Here is a 17,558-nt window from a genome sequence, read left to right as displayed (position 1 = left end):
TTCGATAGGACATCCTTGTCCTATCGAAAAACGGCGCACGTCCTGTGCGCCGCCCCTCCGGGTCTACGTGTGTTCTCGCTAGCTTGGTACTGCGCCAAGCTTTCACAGCAACAGCAACAGCAACAGCAACGGCAACGGCAACGGCAACGGCAACCGGAGCGGTTGGCGGTTCGCACTTGCTCTTAGGGTAGGAGCGGCGTCCTACTGGATTTCCTTCGGTCACAAGCCGCGACCGCGAATTTCGGTTGACGAAAAACTGTCGAGGCCACTTCTATCCAGTGCTTTTGCTCTGCCTCTGGCTGTGCGCCGCCAAGCACTCGCGAAGGCAATCGAAGACCCGAAGGGCGGCCCGCATGGATGCGGGCCGTTTTTCATCGGGACAGGGATGTCCCGTATGAAAAAGCCCTGCGTCGGCATCGAACGTGCGGGCCTGTGATTCAAAACAAAAGCATTTTTCTTTGGTGACTTTCTTTTGTTGCTTTAGACAAAAGAAAGTTACCCGCCGCTTTAGTGGCGGAAGCTTTAGGCGTTTGATCTAGATCTTGCTTGAGCGATGCGCCGCGAGACCATCACAACGCGGTCGCGGCTTGCGCCGCTCCTACCCGGGGCGCTAGCCGGCATCGACGCGAAATTGAGGCGTCGCGGTCGCGACTTACGTCGCTCCTACAGGGGACGATTCGCAACACCCCTTCTTCAAGCAAGTGCAGAGCTTCCGTCCGCTAACGCGGCCGGGTTACTTTCTTTTGCTAAGCCCAAAAGAAAGCTAACCAAAGAAAAGGGCTCTCCTTGCAAGAGCACAGGCCACGAGTGCGATGCGCGCGCCGGGATTTTTCGATAGGACATCCTTGTCCTATCGAAAAACGGCGCACGTCCTGTGCGCCGCCCCTCCGGGTCTACGTGTGTTCTCGCTAGCTTGGTACTGCGCCAAGCTTTCACAGCAACAGCAACAGCAACAGCAACGGCAACGGCAACGGCAACGGCAACCGGAGCGGTTGGCGGTTCGCACTTGCTCTTAGGGTAGGAGCGGCGTCCTACTGGATTTCCTTCGGTCACAAGCCGCGACCGCGAATTTCGGTTGACGAAAAACTGTCGAGGCCACTTCTATCCAGTGCTTTTGCTCTGCCTCTGGCTGTGCGCCGCCAAGCACTCGCGAAGGCAATCGAAGACCCGAAGGGCGGCCCGCATGGATGCGGGCCGTTTTTCATCGGGACAGGGATGTCCCGTATGAAAAAGCCCTGCGTCGGCATCGAACGTGCGGGCCTGTGATTCAAAACAAAAGCATTTTTCTTTGGTGACTTTCTTTTGTTGCTTTAGACAAAAGAAAGTTACCCGCCGCTTTAGTGGCGGAAGCTTTAGGCGTTTGATCTAGATCTTGCTTGAGCGATGCGCCGCGAGACCATCACAACGCGGTCGCGGCTTGCGCCGCTCCTACCCGGGGCGCTAGCCGGCATCGACGCGAAATTGAGGCGTCGCGGTCGCGACTTACGTCGCTCCTACAGGGGACGATTCGCAACACCCCTTCTTCAAGCAAGTGCAGAGCTTCCGTCCGCTAACGCGGCCGGGTTACTTTCTTTTGCTAAGCCCAAAAGAAAGCTAACCAAAGAAAAGGGCTCTCCTTGCAAGAGCACAGGCCACGAGTGCGATGCGCGCGCCGGGATTTTTCGATAGGACATCCTTGTCCTATCGAAAAACGGCGCACGTCCTGTGCGCCGCCCCTCCGGGTCTACGTGTGTTCTCGCTAGCTTGGTACTGCGCCAAGCTTTCACAGCAACAGCAACAGCAACAGCAACGGCAACGGCAACGGCAACGGCAACCGGAGCGGTTGGCGGTTCGCACTTGCTCTTAGGGTAGGAGCGGCGTCCTACTGGATTTCCTTCGGTCACAAGCCGCGACCGCGAATTTCGGTTGACGAAAAACTGTCGAGGCCACTTCTATCCAGTGCTTTTGCTCTGCCTCTGGCTGTGCGCCGCCAAGCACTCGCGAAGGCAATCGAAGACCCGAAGGGCGGCCCGCATGGATGCGGGCCGTTTTTCATCGGGACAGGGATGTCCCGTATGAAAAAGCCCTGCGTCGGCATCGAACGTGCGGGCCTGTGATTCAAAACAAAAGCATTTTTCTTTGGTGACTTTCTTTTGTTGCTTTAGACAAAAGAAAGTTACCCGCCGCTTTAGTGGCGGAAGCTTTAGGCGTTTGATCTAGATCTTGCTTGAGCGATGCGCCGCGAGACCATCACAACGCGGTCGCGGCTTGCGCCGCTCCTACCCGGGGCGCTAGCCGGCATCGACGCGAAATTGAGGCGTCGCGGTCGCGACTTACGTCGCTCCTACAGGGGACGATTCGCAACACCCCTTCTTCAAGCAAGTGCAGAGCTTCCGTCCGCTAACGCGGCCGGGTTACTTTCTTTTGCTAAGCCCAAAAGAAAGCTAACCAAAGAAAAGGGCTCTCCTTGCAAGAGCACAGGCCACGAGTGCGATGCGCGCGCCGGGATTTTTCGATAGGACATCCTTGTCCTATCGAAAAACGGCGCACGTCCTGTGCGCCGCCCCTCCGGGTCTACGTGTGTTCTCGCTAGCTTGGTACTGCGCCAAGCTTTCACAGCAACAGCAACAGCAACAGCAACGGCAACGGCAACGGCAACGGCAACCGGAGCGGTTGGCGGTTCGCACTTGCTCTTAGGGTAGGAGCGGCGTCCTACTGGATTTCCTTCGGTCACAAGCCGCGACCGCGAATTTCGGTTGACGAAAAACTGTCGAGGCCACTTCTATCCAGTGCTTTTGCTCTGCCTCTGGCTGTGCGCCGCCAAGCACTCGCGAAGGCAATCGAAGACCCGAAGGGCGGCCCGCATGGATGCGGGCCGTTTTTCATCGGGACAGGGATGTCCCGTATGAAAAAGCCCTGCGTCGGCATCGAACGTGCGGGCCTGTGATTCAAAACAAAAGCATTTTTCTTTGGTGACTTTCTTTTGTTGCTTTAGACAAAAGAAAGTTACCCGCCGCTTTAGTGGCGGAAGCTTTAGGCGTTTGATCTAGATCTTGAACTTGCTTGAACGAAGCGCCGCAAACCCGTTACAGCGAGGTCGTGGCTCGCGCCGCTCCTACGCTAAAGGCACGCCGCTCACCCGAACAACCCCCGCTCGCACACCCCGACCACCACCTCCCGCAACCACTGATTGGCCGGATCGGACTCGCTGTTGGCATGCCAGTACAAATGCAATTGCGCCGCAGGCAGCGCGAACGGCACCGCGGCGCGGTGCAACTGCGCGCTCGCGGCGATACGGCCAGCAAGCCCAGCCGGCATGGTCAGCAGGTGCTCGGATTCGGCCACGACCTGACAGGCGGAGTGGTAGTTCTGGCAACGCAGGGCGATCTGCCGCTGCAGGCCGAGGTTGAGCAGGGCGATGTCCTCGATCACCTGGCCGCTGGCGCGCGTCGATACCGCGACATGGCGCGCCTGCAGGTACTGCTTGAGACTCAGGCGCTTCGCCAGTGCATGGCCTCGGCGCATCACCACGCAGAAGCCGTCCTGGAACAAAGGCCGGTGCCGCACCGGTTCGCTGATCGGCAGGGCGACGTCGATCGCCAGGTCGACCTGGCCGCCGGCCAGCTCGCGGCCGAGTTCGCGCCGCGCCACCGCCACGCTGGCCAGGGTCGCCCCCGGGGCCTGCGCATCCAGGGCCTGTGCGAGCGCGGGCAGCAGAGCGCTCTCGGTCGCGTCGGGCATGCCGACGCGGAACGACTGCCGGGTCCGCGCCGGGTCGAAGCGGTCCCACTGCTGCAATAGCTCGCGCAGGCGGCCGAGGGCGTCGAGCAGGCTCGGGGCCAGACGCTGGCAGGCCGGGGTCGGGCTCATGCGGCGGCCGTCGCGGACGAACAGCGGGTCGCCGAACTGCAGGCGCAGACGGGCCAGGGCATGGCTGACCGCGGACGGGGTCAGGAACAAGGCCTGGGCGGCGCGGCTGAGGTTCTGCTCGCGGTAGACCGCCTCGAACACCTTGAGCAGGTTGAGGTCGAGCTGATCAGTCCGGCTATGAATCTGGCTCATCATGGGAAGTTAGCAAATATCACTTCATTCAGCCCGGCCGCCCGCCTAGGATGATCCGGACCGGGCCACCGCCCGCGCCAGGAATCCGTGATGGACTTCGCTCCGAGCGCCCGCACCGTCGAGCACTTGCAACGCTTGCGCGGCTTCATCGCCGAACACATCGAGCCATTCGAGGCGCAGTACCGGCGCGAGAACGCGCAGCTCAATGCCGGCGCCGATTGGCGACAGTGGCGGGTGCATCCGCGCATCGCCGAACTCAAGGCGCTGGCGCGCGAGGCCGGGCTGTGGAACCTGTTCCTGCCCGATGCCGAACTCGGCGGCGGCCTGTCGGTGCTCGAATACGCGCCGCTGGCCGAGGCGATGGGGCATTACGAGTTCGCCGCCGAAGTCTTCAACTGCAACGCGCCCGACACCGGCAATATGGAAGTGCTGTATCACTTCGGCACGCCGGCGCAGAAGGCGCAGTGGTTGGCGCCGTTGCTGGCCGGCAAGATCCGTTCGGTGTTCTGCATGACCGAGCCCGACGTCGCTTCGTCCGACGCGACCAACATGCAGGCGACCGTCCGCGTCGACGGCGACGAACTGGTCCTGGACGGGCGCAAATGGTGGTCGACCGGCATCGGCCACCCCGATGCGCGCCTGGCGATCTTCATGGGCCTGTCCAACCCCGAGGCTGAACCTCACGCGCGCCACAGCATGGTGCTGGTGCCGTTGGACGCGCCGGGCGTGCGCATCGAGCGCATGCTGCCGACCTTCGGCGAATACGACCCTCCCTATGGCCACGGCGAGGTCGTGTTCGAGAACGTGCGCGTGCCCAGGGACCAGTTGATCCTGGGCTTGGGGCAGGGCTTCGCGATCGCCCAGGGCCGGCTCGGGCCGGGCCGCATCCACCACTGCATGCGCGCGATCGGCGCGGCCGAACGCGCTTTGGAGCTGATGATCCGCCGCGGCAGCGCGCGCCAGGCCTTCGGCCAGCCGATCCTGCGCCTGGGCGGCAATCTCGAACGCGTGGCACAGGCGCGCATCGCCATCGACCAGGCCCGTCTTTTGACCTTGTACGCGGCCTGGAAGATCGAACGCTTCGGGGTGAAGGCGGCGATGACCGAAATCTCGGCGATCAAGGTGGTCGCGCCGAACTTGCTGCAGGACATCGTCGACCAGGCGATCCAGATCCACGGCGGCGCCGGCGTTTCCCATGACGTGCCGCTGACCGGCTTGTTCATGATCGCGCGTGCCCTGCGCATCGCCGACGGCCCCGACGAAGTGCATCGCGCCATGGTCGCGCGCATGGAACTGGCCAAATACGGCCTGGGTCGCAGCCACAAGGAAGCCGCATGAGCGCAGCTCAACGAGTCTTCATCACCGGCGGTGCCTCCGGCCTCGGCCGCGCGCTCGCCGAAGGCTATGCGCGCGACGGTGCGCGCGTGTGCATCGGCGACGTCAACGCCGTGCGCGGCGCGGAAACCCTCGCGGCCTTGCAGGCGCTCGGCGCGACCGCGCACTACCAGCATTGCGACGTGACCCGCGAGGACGACCTGCAGGCCGCGGCCGACTGGCTGCTGGCGCAGTGGCAGGGTGTCGACCTGGTCGTCAACAACGCCGGCGTCGCCGACATGGGCCCGGTCGAGGCGATGCCGATCGCCGACTGGCAATGGATGATCGACATCAACCTGCTCGGCGTGGTGCGCGGCTGCAAGGCGTTCGCGCCGATACTGCGCCGGCAGGGCGGCGGCACGATCCTCAACATCGCTTCGATGGCCGGGCTGATCCATCCGCCGTACGCGGCCGCCTACAACGCCACCAAGGCCGCGGTGGTCGCGCTGTCGGAGACGCTCAAGGCCGAACTCGATGCCGACGGCATCCGCATCGCCGTCGCCTGTCCGGCGTTCTTCCGCACCAACCTCAGCGAAAGCCTGCGCAGCACCGATCCGCGCTATGCGCGTTGGATGCGCAAGTTGGTCGACGAAGCCAGCATCGGCGCCGACGAAATCGCCGCGATGATCCGCGACGGCGTCGCCCGCGGCGAGTTCCGCATCCTCACCCACGCCTCGGCAAAACGCTTCTGGATGCTCAAGCGCCTGCTGCCGTACCGTTTCTACGAAGCGGCGATGCGCCGTGCCGGGCAGGGCGGCCGCGCACGCAAGAAAGCCGCGGCGGCGGACGGCAGGGCATGACCGCACAGCTCGCCCATGCGGCCGTCTCCGGCGACGGCAGCCGCGCAGTGCGCGCCGGCGAGGAACTCGACGCCGCCGCCGTCGATGCCTGGCTCAAGCCGCGCCTGCCGCATCTGCGCGGCACACCGGTGGTCAGCCAGTACGCCGGCGGCGCGTCGAACTGGACCTACCGCCTGCACTACGACAACGACGACCTGATCCTGCGTCGCCCGCCGGCCGGCAAGAAAGCCAAGTCGGCGCACGACATGGGCCGCGAGTTCCGCATCCAGCAAGCGTTGAAACCGGTGTTCCCGTTCGTGCCGGCGATGTACGCCCATTGCGAAGACGAGGCGGTGATCGGCGCCGAGTTCTACGTGATGCAGCGCCTGGACGGTCCGATCCCGCGCAAGAACCTGCCGCCCGGTGTCGAGCTGTCGCGCGACCAGGTCCGCAGCCTGTGCGTCAACGTGCTCGATACCTTGATCGCATTGCATCAGGTCGATCACCGAGCCGCAGGCCTGGAGCGACTTGCCGCCGGCGCCGGCTACATCCAACGCCAGATCGACGGCTGGAGCCGGCGTTATGCAGACGCCCGCACCTGGAACGTGCCGAACGGCCGCGCCATCGTCGACTGGCTGCGAGCGAACCTGCCGCAGGACGAGCGCATCTGCCTCACCCACAACGACTTCCGTTTCGACAACGTGGTGCTCGATGCGCAAGACCCGACCCGGGTGGTCGGCGTGCTCGACTGGGAACTGGCCACGCTGGGCGACCCGCTGATGGACCTCGGCAATACCCTGGCTTACTGGGTCGAGGCCGGCGACGACTTCATCGCCCAAAGCACCCGCCGCCAACCGACCCATCTGCCCGGCATGTTCAGCCGCCGCGAGGTCATGGACTACTACAGCGAACGCACCGGCCTGCGCCCGCGCAGTTGGGCGTTCTACGAAGTCTATGGGCTGTTCCGCCTGTCGGCGATCGCGCAACAGATCTACTACCGTTATCACCATGGCCAGACCCGCAACCCGGCCTTCAAGCGCTTTTGGCTGTCGGTGAATTATCTGCATTGGCGTTGCCGCCGCGCGATCGCGCGCGACCGGCGCGGGCAGGGCGCCTGAGATGGCGGCGACGATTCATCTGATCCGCCACGGCCAGGCCGCGTTCGGCGCGGCCGATTACGACGAACTCAGCGCGCTGGGTCGCCAGCAATCCTGCCTGCTCGGCGCCGCGCTCGCCCCGTTGTGGCGAGACGGCGACCGCGTCGTCGTCGGCGGCATGCGCCGGCACCGGCAGACCGCGCAGGAATGTCTGGCGGCGATGCGTTCCGCCTGCGGCAACGACGGCGGCTTGGCTGGATCCTCACTGGCTGGGTCCTCGGATGCCGGGCACTTTGACCCAGGCCCGCACACCGATCCACGCTGGAACGAATTCGACCATCGCGAGATCGTCGCCCGCCATCGACCTGAATACATCGACCACGAACGTCTGGTCGCCGATCTGGGCGCTGCCGTCGATCCGCGCCGCGCCTTTCAGTCGCTGTTCGCCGCGGCGATGACGCGCTGGTCCAGCGGCGATCACGACCCCGACTACAGCGAAACCTGGCCGGCGTTCCGGCAACGGTGCCGCGACGCATTGCAAGCGGCCGTCGATGCCGCGGCGGGTTTGAGCAACGTATGGGTGTTCACCTCGGGCGGCCCGATCGCCGCGGTGGTTCAGGGCCTGCTCGATGCGCCCGATGCGCAGGCGCTGCGCCTGAGCTGGAGCCTGGTCAACGCCAGCGTCACCCAACTGCATGTCGCCCGCAGCGGCCTGCGCCTGTCCACCTTCAACGGCCATGCGCATCTGTACGCACGCGACGACCTCATCACTTATCGCTGAACTTTCCGCTGAACTTATCGCTTCAGGAGCCGGCCGCATGCGCAAGCACATCCTCATCACCGGTGCCAGTTCCGGACTCGGGCGCGGCATGGCGCGCGAGTTCGCACGCGCCGGCAGCGACCTCGCTCTGTGCGCGCGACGCCTCGATCGCCTGGAAGCGCTGAAGGCCGAACTGGAAGCCGCGCATCCCGGCATCCGCGTCGCCATCCGCAGCCTCGACGTCACCGATCACGAGCAGGTGTTCGCGGTATTCCGTTCTCTGCGTGCCGAACTCGGCGCGCTCGACCGCGTCATCGTCAATGCCGGCATCGGCCAGGGCGCGCCGGTCGGCAAGGGCCAATTCGCCCTTAATCGAAGCATCGTCGAGACCAATTTCCTCGCCGCACTCGCGCAGTGCGAAGCGGCGATGGAGATCTTTCGCGAAGCCGGCCTCGGCCACCTGGTGTTGATCTCGTCAATGAGCGCGATGCGCGGCATGCGCGGCGGCCTCACCGCTTATGCGGCGAGCAAGGCCGGTGTCGCTTCGCTCGCCGAAGGCATCCGCACCGATATGCTGCGCAAGCCCTCGATCAAGGTCAGCACGATTTTCCCGGGCTATATCCGCACCGAAATGAACGAGCAGGCGCCGGCCAAGCAGACCCCGTACATCATCGACGAAGCCACCGGTTGCCGTTTGCTGGTGCGCGCGATCGACAAGGAATCGGCCAAGGCTTACGTGCCGTGGTGGCCTTGGGCCTTGCTCGGCTGGTTGATGAAGCGCTTGCCGTTGTCGTGGGTGGCCAAGCTCAACTGAGTGGGCCGCGCATCGGCTGGTGCGGTCGAGCGGCACGCATGCGTCGTGCGATGAGATTCCTCGCATGCGCCGAGAACAGCGCCTCGTTCATGTTCTCGAACGCTCGCCGATTCAGCATCGCCGGCGCGCACGCCTAGGGTCATTCCCAGATTGACCCGGGTTTCTCCGTGGCGACACTGGATTCCGCCATCCCCCACAAAGGAACTGTCCATGTCTCTTTTCGGCGATCTAGCGAGCGGTATCGGTCAGGCACTCGGCGCAGGCATCGGTTCGCTCGGCGGCCCCTTGGGTACGATGATCGGCAGGGAAATCGGTGGCGTGATCGGCGATTTCGTCGCCGGCGCCGCGGACCAGTTCCTCGGCCTGGCCAACGACGCCGCGCAGGAATCGGATCTGCCCGAAGCGGCCAAGTTCGTGCTGAACACGGCCTACGACATCGGCTTCAATTGAGCCGCGCGGCGATGGACCCGGAGCAGCGCCGTCGCGAATGGCTCGAGCGCCTGCAGGCGATGCGCGAAATCGGTGCGATCGAGGCGTCCGACGAGAACGCCTTGATCCGCCAATACGACGAGCGTGCGCAACGCCTGCGCGACGAACTGGCGCGGATCGCCCCCGAGTACCTGCGCCGGGTCGACAGCGACGGCGAAGACGAGGCCAAGCGTTGGCTCGCCGAGACCGCCGAAGCCATGGGCCGGCGCGACGGCGAGGAAACCCGCCAGGCCCTGGCGGCGGCGACGCGCAATCACGCTTGATCGTGGGGCCTTCGTAGCGTTCCGGTCGCGGCTCACGCCGCTCCTACAGGTGTTGCGCTACGGAAGCTTTTGTAAGAGCTGCGTAAGCTGCGGCGGCGACAATGCGGGCGGCGGCGCATGTCGTTGCAGCCGTCATGCACATCTCTGTCGCAACCTACATCGGGCGCCCATCGTAGCCGCGACATCGTGGTCGCGGCTTGCGCCGCTCCTACCCTGAAATGCCCCGGCTTTCCGCCAGATCTTCCAGGATCGGGCAATCCGGCCGGTGGTCGCCGTGGCAACGGTGGGCCAGTTCTTCCAGGGTGCGCTGCATGGTCTGCATCTCGCGGATCTTGCCGGCGAGTTCTTCGGCATGGGCCAGGGCCAGGCGCTTGACCTCGACGCTTTCGCGCGAGCGGTTGTCCCACAGCCCCAGCAAGGTCTCGATCTGCTTGATCGAGAACCCCAGCGAGCGCGAGCGCTTGATGAAGCGCAGGCGGTGCACGTCGTTATCGCTGTACAAGCGGTAGCCGGCGATGCTGCGCCCGGCCGGCGGGATCAAGTCGATGCTTTCGTAGTGGCGGATCATCTTCGCGCTGACCCCGCTGAGGGCGGCGGCTTCGCCGATGTTGTGCAGGCCGTCGGCCTTGGCCTGGGCGAGTTCGGGCGGTAATGCATTGCGGGGCATGGATGCGGTCCTCATCGGCCGGCGGCCGGGCGCCAGCGGCGCAGTAGCAGGGTGTTGCCGAGCACGCTGACGCTGGAAAAAGCCATCGCCGCGGCGGCGATGATCGGATCCAGCCAGCCCATCGCCGCCAGGGCGATGCCGACCACGTTGTAGCCGAAGGCCCAGAACAGATTCTGACGGATCTTGCGCGTGGTGCGGCGCGAGATGTCGATGGCGTCGGCGACCAGGCCCGGTTGCGGGCGCATCAGGGTGATGCCCGCGGCCTGCATCGCGACGTCGGTGCCGCTGCCCATGGCGATGCCGACATCGGCCGCGGCCAGCGCCGGCGCATCGTTGACGCCGTCGCCGACCATCGCCACGGTCCCGCGGCGCGCCAGTTCGGCGACTACCGCAGCTTTCTGTTCCGGCAGCACGTCGGCGCGTACTTCGTCGATGCCGAGCGCATCGGCGATGCTGCGCGCGGCGCCGGCATGGTCGCCGGAGATCATCACGGTGCGCAGGCCCAGCGCATGCAGGCGCGCGATCGCGGCCTTGGCGTCCGGGCGCGGGCTGTCGCGGAAGCCGAGCAGGGCCAGCACGCGAACTACCGCCGCAGCGGATGGCTGATCCTCGGCCGCCAGCCACGACACGCTGTGGCCGCTCGCGCTCAAACGCTCGGCTTGCGTGCGCCACGGCGACAAATCGGCGCCCAGTTCTTCGAGCATGCGCGTGCTGCCGAGCAGCAACGAGCGGCCCTCGACCCGGCCCCGCAAACCGCGCCCGGGCACGGCGACGACCGTCGAGGCCGAGGGCAGGATCAGTCCGGCGGCGGCCTGGCCCACGGCCTTGGCCAGCGGATGCTCGCTGCCCGATTGCAGCGCCGCGGCCTGCGCCAGCACCGCGTCGCGATCGCCGTCGATGGCGATCAGTTCGGCCAACACCGGCTCGCCGACGGTCAGGGTGCCGGTCTTGTCGAAGGCGACGGTGTCGATGCGGTGTGCAAGCTCGAGCGCTTCGGCATCCTTGATCAGCAGGCCGGCGCGTGCGGCGGCGCCGGTGCCGGCCATGATCGCGGTCGGCGTGGCCAGGCCCAGCGCGCAAGGGCAGGCGATCACCAGCACCGCGACCGCGTTGAGGATGGCCTGGTTCCAATCGCCGCTGGACAGGCCCCAAGCGAGCAGAGTGGCCAGCGCCAGCACGATCACCACTGGAACGAACACCGCGCTGACCTTGTCGACCAGGTGTTGGATGGGCGCCTTCTTCGCCTGCGCGTCCTCGACCAGGCGGATGATCCGCGCCAACGCGCTCTCGGCGCCGACCGCGAGCGTTTCGACCACGATGCGGCCTTCGCCGTTGACCGCGCCGCCGGTGACGCGGTCGCCTTCGCCGCGCGCGACCGGCAGCGACTCGCCGGTGATCAGCGATTCGTCGACATGGGTGCGGCCTTCGTCGATGCGGCCGTCGGCGGCGATGCGTTCGCCCGGTCGCACCACGACCCGGTCGCCTACGCGCAGTTGCGCGATCGGCAGTTGGGTTTCGATGCCGTCGCGCACCACCCGCGCACTGAGCGGACGCAGCGCCTGCAGCGCGCGGATCGCCGCGGTGGTCTGGCGCTTGGCGCGCGCCTCCAGCCATTTGCCGAGCAGGATCAGGGTGACGATGACCGCCGAGGTCTCGAAATACAGCGCGCTCGTATCGCCGCGCAGCAGGTGATACAGGCTCAGGCCGTAACCGGCGCTGGTGCCGAGCGCAACCAACAGGTCCATGTTGCCGCTGCGCGCACGCAGGGCCTGCCAGCCGGCCCGATAGAAGCGCGCACCGAGCCAGAACTGCACCGGCGTGGCGAGCGCGAACTGCAGCCAGCCGGGCAGCATCCAATGCTCGCCGAACAGCAGGCCGAGCATCGGTGCGACCAGGGGCAGCGACAGCGCGGCGGCGATCAGCAGGTGGCGGGTCTCGCGCGACATCATCGCGGTCGGCGCGGCCGCGGTTTCAGCCTGCCCGGAGGCCTGCGGCGTACCGCCGTCGTCGTCGGAGGGTGCAGCGGCCGGCAGGGCGGCGGCGTAGCCGGCGCGCTCGACGGCTTCGATCAACGCGGCCGCTTCGACACCGTCGAAGACCGTCACGGTCGCGCGCTCGGTTGCCAGGTTGACCGAGGCCGCGACCACGCCGGCGACCGCGCTCAACGCTTTCTCGATCCGCCCCACGCAGGAGCCGCAGTTCATGCCGCGCAGTTCCAGCACGACTTCGCGCGTGACCACCGCGTAGCCGGCGGCGGCGATCGCGCGTTCGATCTCAGCCGCTGAGACGGCCGTGGCCGAGCCTAGCTCGGCGGTTTCGGTGGCCAGGTTGACGCTGGCGCGCTCGACGCCGGGCACCGCGAGCAAGGCCTTCTCCACCCGCGCCACGCACGAGCCGCAGGTCATGCCGACGATGCCGAAACGCAGGGAAGGGGCGGCGGGCGCAGCGGCCGGATGGGCCGGCGGGTGCAGCGGGGTCGGGTGTGCGGCGGCATTCATGGGCGTTCTCTCGGAAGTCCTGATTCGGATGCCGGGCAGGTTGGGGCTTCCCATGATGGGAAGGTCAAGCTTCGGCCGGCGTGACGAGCCTCCGCTTACCTGGCGGGCGCCCGTAGCCGGGCTGAATGGTTCACCGGACAGGCGCAAACCCTTCGATTCCGGCCTCGCCGCGGTTTAGGGATGCCAGAATCGACCCCATCTAGGCTGGACAACCCGAGGCCGCGGCGACGCGGCGAACGCATGGTCCTCGACGACTTCCATCCCGCCATCGCCGCCTGGTTCCGCTCGGCGTTTCCGGCGCCGACCCAGGCCCAGGAACTCGCCTGGCCGGCGATCCGCGCCGGCCGCAACACCCTGGTGGCGGCGCCGACCGGTTCCGGCAAAACCCTGACCGCGTTCCTGGCCGCGATCGACGCGCTGGTCCGCGAAGGCCTGGAACAAGGCCTGCGCGACGAGACCGCGGTGGTCTACGTCTCGCCGTTGAAGGCCTTGTCGAACGACATCCATCTGAATCTCGAAGCGCCGCTGGCCGGCATCAGCGAAGCCTTGCGCGGCATGGGCCTGGACGACCCCGGCATCCGCACCGCGGTGCGCACCGGCGACACCCCGGCCGGCGAACGCCAGTCGATGCGGCGCAAGCCGCCGCACATCCTGGTGACCACGCCGGAGTCGCTGTACGTGCTGATGGGCTCGGAGTCGGGCCGGACCATGCTCTCGAGCGTGCGCACGGTGATCGTCGACGAAATCCACGCCGTCGCCGACGACAAGCGCGGCAGCCATCTCAGCCTGACCCTCGAACGCCTGCGCGAGTTATGCGCGCAGCCGCCGGTGCGGATCGGTCTGTCGGCGACGCAGAAGCCGATCGACGAAGTGGCGCGCTTCCTGGTCGGCGCCGATGCGGTCGACGCGGCCGGCCGTCCCGACTGCGCGATCGTCGACATCGGCTACGCCAAGCAGCGCGATCTGGCCCTGGAACTGCCGGGCTCGCCGCTGTCGGCGGTGATGTCGCACGAGCAATGGGACGAAGTCTACGAACGCCTTGCGGCCTTGGTCGGCGAACACCGCACCACCCTGGTGTTCGTCAACACCCGGCGCATGGCCGAACGCGCCGCGCGCCATCTCGCCGACCGCCTCGGCAAGGACGCGGTCGCCGCGCACCACGGCAGCCTGGCGCGCGAGCTGCGCCTGGACGCCGAGCAGCGCCTCAAGCGCGGCGAACTGCGGGTGCTGGTGGCCACCGCCTCGCTGGAACTGGGCATCGACATCGGCGACATCGACCTGGTCTGCCAGCTCGGTTCGCCGCGTGCGATCGCCGCCTTCCTGCAGCGCGTCGGCCGCGCCGGTCATCATGTCGGCGGCGTGCCGAAGGGGCGTTTGTTCCCGCAGTCGCGCGACGACCTGGTCGAGTGCGCGGCCTTGCTCGACAGCGTGCGCCGCGGCGAGCTGGACGCCTTGCAGATTCCGTCGGCGCCGCTGGACGTGCTGGCCCAGCAGATCGTCGCCGAGGTCGCCGCGCAGGAGTGGGGCGAGGACGCGTTGTACGCCTGCCTGCGCCGCGCCTGGCCCTATGCCGGGCTGCTACGCAAGGATTTCGATGCGATCGTGCGCATGCTGGCCGACGGCTTCACCACCCGGCGCGGGCCGCGTTCGGCCTATATCCATCGCGACGCCGTGCACGGCCGCCTGCGCGCGCGTCGCGGCAGCCGCATGACCGCGGTGATGTCGGGCGGCACCATCCCCGACACCGGCGACTACACGGTGTTGCTCGAACCCGAGGCCGTCACCATCGGCAACGTCAACGAGGATTTCGCCATCGAAAGCCTCGCCGGCGACGTGTTCCAGCTCGGCAACGCCAGCTACCGCATCCTGCGCGTCGAGCCGGGGCGGGTGCGGGTCGAGGATGCGCAGGGCCAGCCGCCGAACATTCCGTTCTGGCTCGGCGAAGCGCCGGGCCGCAGCGACGAATTGTCGGCCAGCGTGTCGCGGCTGCGCGAGGCGGTCGAGACTTTGCTCGCGGCCTCGCCGCAGGCCGGCGAGGCTGCGCGCGCGCTCAGCGAGACTTTCGGTTTCGACGCCGAGACTGCGATCCAACTGGTCGACTACCTCGGCCGCACGCGCCAGGCGCTCGGTGTGGTGCCGAGCCAGCAGCGCCTGGTGTTCGAGCGCTTCTTCGACGAATCCGGCGGCACCCAACTGGTGATCCACTCGCCCTACGGCAGCCGCATCAACCGCGCCTGGGGCCTGGCCCTGCGCAAGCGCTTCTGCCGCAAGTTCAATTTCGAGCTGCAGGCTGCGGCCACCGAGGACGCGATTGTGTTGTCGCTGTCGACCAGCCACAGCTTCCCGCTCGAAGACGTCGCCCGCTATCTGCACTCGGCCTCGGCCCTCGACGTGCTCACCCAGGCTTTGCTCGATGCGCCGCTGTTCGCGGTGCGCTGGCGCTGGAACGCGACCACCGCGCTGGCCTTGCCGCGTTTCGTCGGCGGCCGCAAGGTTGCGCCGCAATTGCAGCGGATGAAGAGCGAGGACTTGCTGGCGACGGTGTTCCCGGATCAGGTCGCCTGCGCCGAGAACCTGGTCGGCGAGCGCGAGGTGCCGGACCATCCGCTGGTCGCGCAGACCCTGCACGACTGCCTGTACGAGGCGATGGACAGCGCCGGTTGGCTGCGCATGCTGCGGCGCTTGGAGCAGGGCGAGGTGCAGGTCATCGGGCGCGACGTCACCGCGCCGTCGCCGATTGCGGCCGAGGCGATCAATGCGCGGCCCTATGCTTTCCTCGACGACGCGCCGCTGGAAGAACGCCGCACCCAGGCGGTGATGGCGCGGCGCTATGCCGAGGCCGACAGCGCCGGCGATCTGGGCCGGCTCGATCCGGAGGCCATCGAGGCGGTCCGCGGCGAGGCTTGGCCGGAAGTGCGCGACGCCGACGAAATGCACGAGGCCTTGATGGGGCTCGGCTTCGTTACCGTCGCCGAGGCCGCGGCGAACGATTGGCCGCGCTGGCTGACGGTATTGGCCGACAGCGGTCGCGCCACCGCTCTGCGTTTGTCGGCGAGCGAACCCGCGCCGGCGTGGTGGGTCGCGACCGAGAACCTGCCGCAGGCGCGCGCACTGTTCGCCGACGCCGTGGCCGAGCCGGTGGTGGTCGTGCCCGCGGAATACCTGGCGACGGCGTGGAGCAGTGAGGAGGCCTCGGTCGAGCTGCTGCGTTCGCGCCTGACCGCGCTCGGCCCGACCACGGTCGCGGCCCTCGCTCGCGACGGCCACCGCGATGCCGGCGAGATCGAACTGGCGCTGTTGCAGCTGGAGCAGGAAGGCTATGTCATGCGCGGCCGCTTCGGCCGCGACAGCCTGCTCGGCGGCGACGAGGAATGGTGCGAGCGGCATCTGCTGGCGCGCATTCACCGCTACACCGTCGGCCGCCTGCGGCGCGAGATCGAGCCGGTCGAACCGCGCGACTTCGCCCGCTTCCTGTTCGATTGGCAACATTCGACCGCATCGACGCGGATGAACGGGCCGCAAGCCCTGCGCGCGGTGCTGGAACAACTGGAAGGCTACGAAGCGCCGGCTTCGGTGTGGGAAAGCGAGCTGCTGCCGGCGCGCATCGGCGACTACGATTCGAGCTGGCTCGACGAACTGTGCAGCGCCGGCCGGGTGACCTGGGCGCGTTTGCGTCCGGACGCGAACGCCGGCGCAGTCAACGGCACCTCCGCAGCACCGGTGCCGCAAGGCGTGCCGAGCGTGCGGCAGACACCGATCGTGCTGCTGCCGCGGCGCGCATTGGCCGATTGGCGGCTCGCCGCGGGCCGCAAGGCCGATCCGGCGCCGGTGTCGTCGCGCGCCCAACGCGTCCTCGCCGCGCTCGAAGCGCGCGGCGCCTCGTTTTTCGATGAACTCGAACGCGATGCGCATCTGCTGCGCACCGAACTGGAAGAGGCACTGGGCGAGTTGGTCACCCGTGGCCGCATCACCTGCGACAGCTACGCCGGTCTGCGTGCCTTGCTGGTGCCGCCGTCCAAACGCGTGTCGACCCACGGCGCCCGCCGTCGCCGCGCCTTGCTGACCGACCTGCAGGATGCCGGCCGCTGGTCGTTGACGGGGCCGGCCGAAGGCGAGGGCGCGCCTGCCGATGCGGCGCGCAACGCCGAAGCCAACGAGCACATCGCCTGGCGACTGCTCGAACGCTACGGCGTGGTGTTCTGGCGCCTGATACAGCGCGAAGCCGCCTGGCTGCCGCCCTGGCGCGACCTGCTGCGTGTCTACCGGCGCCTGGAAGCGCGCGGCGAGATCCGCGGCGGCCGTTTCGTCAGCGGCATGTCCGGCGAGCAGTTCGCCTTGCCCGATGCGGTCAACAGCCTGCGCCAGATCCGCCAGCGTGCCCACGACGGCGCCCTGGTCTGCGTGTCCGCGGCCGACCCGCTGAACCTCACCGGCAGCGTACTCGCCGGCGTCAAAGTGCCGCGCATCCCCGGCGCGCGCATCGCCTTCCGCGATGGCGTGGCGGTGGCCAGCCTGCTCGCCGGCCAGGTCGAAGAACTGGTCGAGTTGCCTGCCGACATCCAGCGCGACGTCCATCGCCTGCTGCTGCGCCGGCCGGGCAGCGCCGCGGCGGCAGCCGAGGCGAGCATCGACGAGGTGATGCGCAATCTTGCGCGGCATTGATCGGCATGCGCTGCTAGGTTTTGCCCTTGGCCCTGTCTTTGGCTGCGGCTGCGGCTGCGGCTGCGGCTGTTGCTGTGCGCAGCCTCGCACTCGCGAAGGCAAAAGAAGGCCCGG

The 17,558-nt window shown here is 67.2% G+C and carries 11 protein-coding genes; 8 read left to right on the top strand and 3 right to left on the bottom strand.

Going from position 1 to position 17,558, the window contains the following annotated elements:
• Positions 1-3,114 precede the first annotated feature (3,114 nt).
• A complete protein-coding gene (locus ACKN61_RS13190) occupies positions 3,115-4,041 on the bottom strand; it encodes a LysR family transcriptional regulator (protein WP_408949931.1) in 927 nt (308 codons plus the stop codon).
• 90 nt (positions 4,042-4,131) lie between these two features.
• On the opposite strand from ACKN61_RS13190, the gene ACKN61_RS13185 reads away from it, so the two are divergent.
• The 7 genes from ACKN61_RS13185 to ACKN61_RS13155 all read left to right on the top strand — a co-directional run bounded on the left by ACKN61_RS13185 (position 4,132) and on the right by ACKN61_RS13155 (position 9,617).
• Positions 4,132-5,379: an acyl-CoA dehydrogenase family protein gene (locus ACKN61_RS13185; RefSeq protein WP_408949930.1), complete on the top strand. Its 1,248-nt coding sequence runs from the start codon at positions 4,132-4,134 to the stop codon at positions 5,377-5,379.
• Positions 5,376-6,215: an SDR family oxidoreductase gene (locus tag ACKN61_RS13180; protein WP_408949929.1), complete on the top strand. Its 840-nt coding sequence runs from the start codon at positions 5,376-5,378 to the stop codon at positions 6,213-6,215. Before ACKN61_RS13185 ends, ACKN61_RS13180 begins: the two co-directional genes overlap by 4 nt.
• Positions 6,212-7,312: a phosphotransferase family protein gene (locus ACKN61_RS13175; protein WP_408949928.1), complete on the top strand. Its 1,101-nt coding sequence runs from the start codon at positions 6,212-6,214 to the stop codon at positions 7,310-7,312. The genes ACKN61_RS13180 and ACKN61_RS13175 overlap by 4 nt, the downstream gene beginning before the upstream one ends.
• Before the next feature lies 1 nt (position 7,313).
• The gene (locus ACKN61_RS13170) at positions 7,314-8,072 is read left to right on the top strand and encodes a histidine phosphatase family protein (RefSeq protein WP_408949927.1); all 759 of its coding nucleotides are present in this window, start codon (positions 7,314-7,316) and stop codon (positions 8,070-8,072) included.
• Between the two features lie 37 nt (positions 8,073-8,109).
• Complete coding sequence (locus ACKN61_RS13165) at positions 8,110-8,865, top strand: SDR family oxidoreductase (protein WP_408949926.1); 756 nt, start codon at positions 8,110-8,112, stop codon at positions 8,863-8,865.
• Between the two features lie 210 nt (positions 8,866-9,075).
• A complete protein-coding gene (locus ACKN61_RS13160; protein ID WP_408949925.1) occupies positions 9,076-9,315 on the top strand; it encodes a hypothetical protein in 240 nt (79 codons plus the stop codon).
• 11 nt (positions 9,316-9,326) lie between these two features.
• The gene (locus tag ACKN61_RS13155) at positions 9,327-9,617 is read left to right on the top strand and encodes a hypothetical protein (RefSeq protein WP_031373913.1); all 291 of its coding nucleotides are present in this window, start codon (positions 9,327-9,329) and stop codon (positions 9,615-9,617) included.
• A gap of 208 nt (positions 9,618-9,825) precedes the next feature.
• On the opposite strand, the gene cueR is transcribed toward ACKN61_RS13155, so the two are convergent.
• Both cueR and ACKN61_RS13145 read right to left on the bottom strand, forming a co-directional pair.
• Complete coding sequence (cueR, locus tag ACKN61_RS13150) at positions 9,826-10,284, bottom strand: Cu(I)-responsive transcriptional regulator (RefSeq protein ID WP_031373912.1); 459 nt, start codon at positions 10,282-10,284, stop codon at positions 9,826-9,828.
• Positions 10,285-10,295: 11 nt separating this feature from the next.
• Positions 10,296-12,782 carry a heavy metal translocating P-type ATPase gene (locus ACKN61_RS13145; protein ID WP_408949924.1) on the bottom strand — a complete coding sequence of 829 codons (2,487 nt, stop codon included), beginning with the start codon at positions 12,780-12,782 and terminating at the stop codon, positions 10,296-10,298.
• Positions 12,783-13,022: 240 nt separating this feature from the next.
• Here ACKN61_RS13145 and ACKN61_RS13140 point away from each other — a divergent pair, with 240 nt between their 5' ends.
• Positions 13,023-17,444 carry a DEAD/DEAH box helicase gene (locus tag ACKN61_RS13140; RefSeq protein WP_408949923.1) on the top strand — a complete coding sequence of 1,474 codons (4,422 nt, stop codon included), beginning with the start codon at positions 13,023-13,025 and terminating at the stop codon, positions 17,442-17,444.
• Positions 17,445-17,558: the final 114 nt, after the last annotated feature.

The sequence above is a fragment of the Lysobacter sp. Hz25 genome, assembly GCF_046097045.1.
Lineage (GTDB): Bacteria > Pseudomonadota > Gammaproteobacteria > Xanthomonadales > Xanthomonadaceae > Lysobacter > Lysobacter antibioticus_B.
This window is presented reverse-complemented; position numbering and strand designations above follow the sequence as displayed.

Coding starts and splice junctions, on each gene's coding strand:
- ACKN61_RS13190 (WP_408949931.1), bottom strand. CDS start 4,041: ATGAGCCAGATTCATAGCCGGACTGATCAGCTCGACCTCAACCTGCTC.
- ACKN61_RS13185 (WP_408949930.1), top strand. CDS start 4,132: ATGGACTTCGCTCCGAGCGCCCGCACCGTCGAGCACTTGCAACGCTTG.
- ACKN61_RS13180 (WP_408949929.1), top strand. CDS start 5,376: ATGAGCGCAGCTCAACGAGTCTTCATCACCGGCGGTGCCTCCGGCCTC.
- ACKN61_RS13175 (WP_408949928.1), top strand. CDS start 6,212: ATGACCGCACAGCTCGCCCATGCGGCCGTCTCCGGCGACGGCAGCCGC.
- ACKN61_RS13170 (WP_408949927.1), top strand. CDS start 7,314: ATGGCGGCGACGATTCATCTGATCCGCCACGGCCAGGCCGCGTTCGGC.
- ACKN61_RS13165 (WP_408949926.1), top strand. CDS start 8,110: ATGCGCAAGCACATCCTCATCACCGGTGCCAGTTCCGGACTCGGGCGC.
- ACKN61_RS13160 (WP_408949925.1), top strand. CDS start 9,076: ATGTCTCTTTTCGGCGATCTAGCGAGCGGTATCGGTCAGGCACTCGGC.
- ACKN61_RS13155 (WP_031373913.1), top strand. CDS start 9,327: ATGGACCCGGAGCAGCGCCGTCGCGAATGGCTCGAGCGCCTGCAGGCG.
- cueR (WP_031373912.1), bottom strand. CDS start 10,284: ATGCCCCGCAATGCATTACCGCCCGAACTCGCCCAGGCCAAGGCCGAC.
- ACKN61_RS13145 (WP_408949924.1), bottom strand. CDS start 12,782: ATGAATGCCGCCGCACACCCGACCCCGCTGCACCCGCCGGCCCATCCG.
- ACKN61_RS13140 (WP_408949923.1), top strand. CDS start 13,023: ATGGTCCTCGACGACTTCCATCCCGCCATCGCCGCCTGGTTCCGCTCG.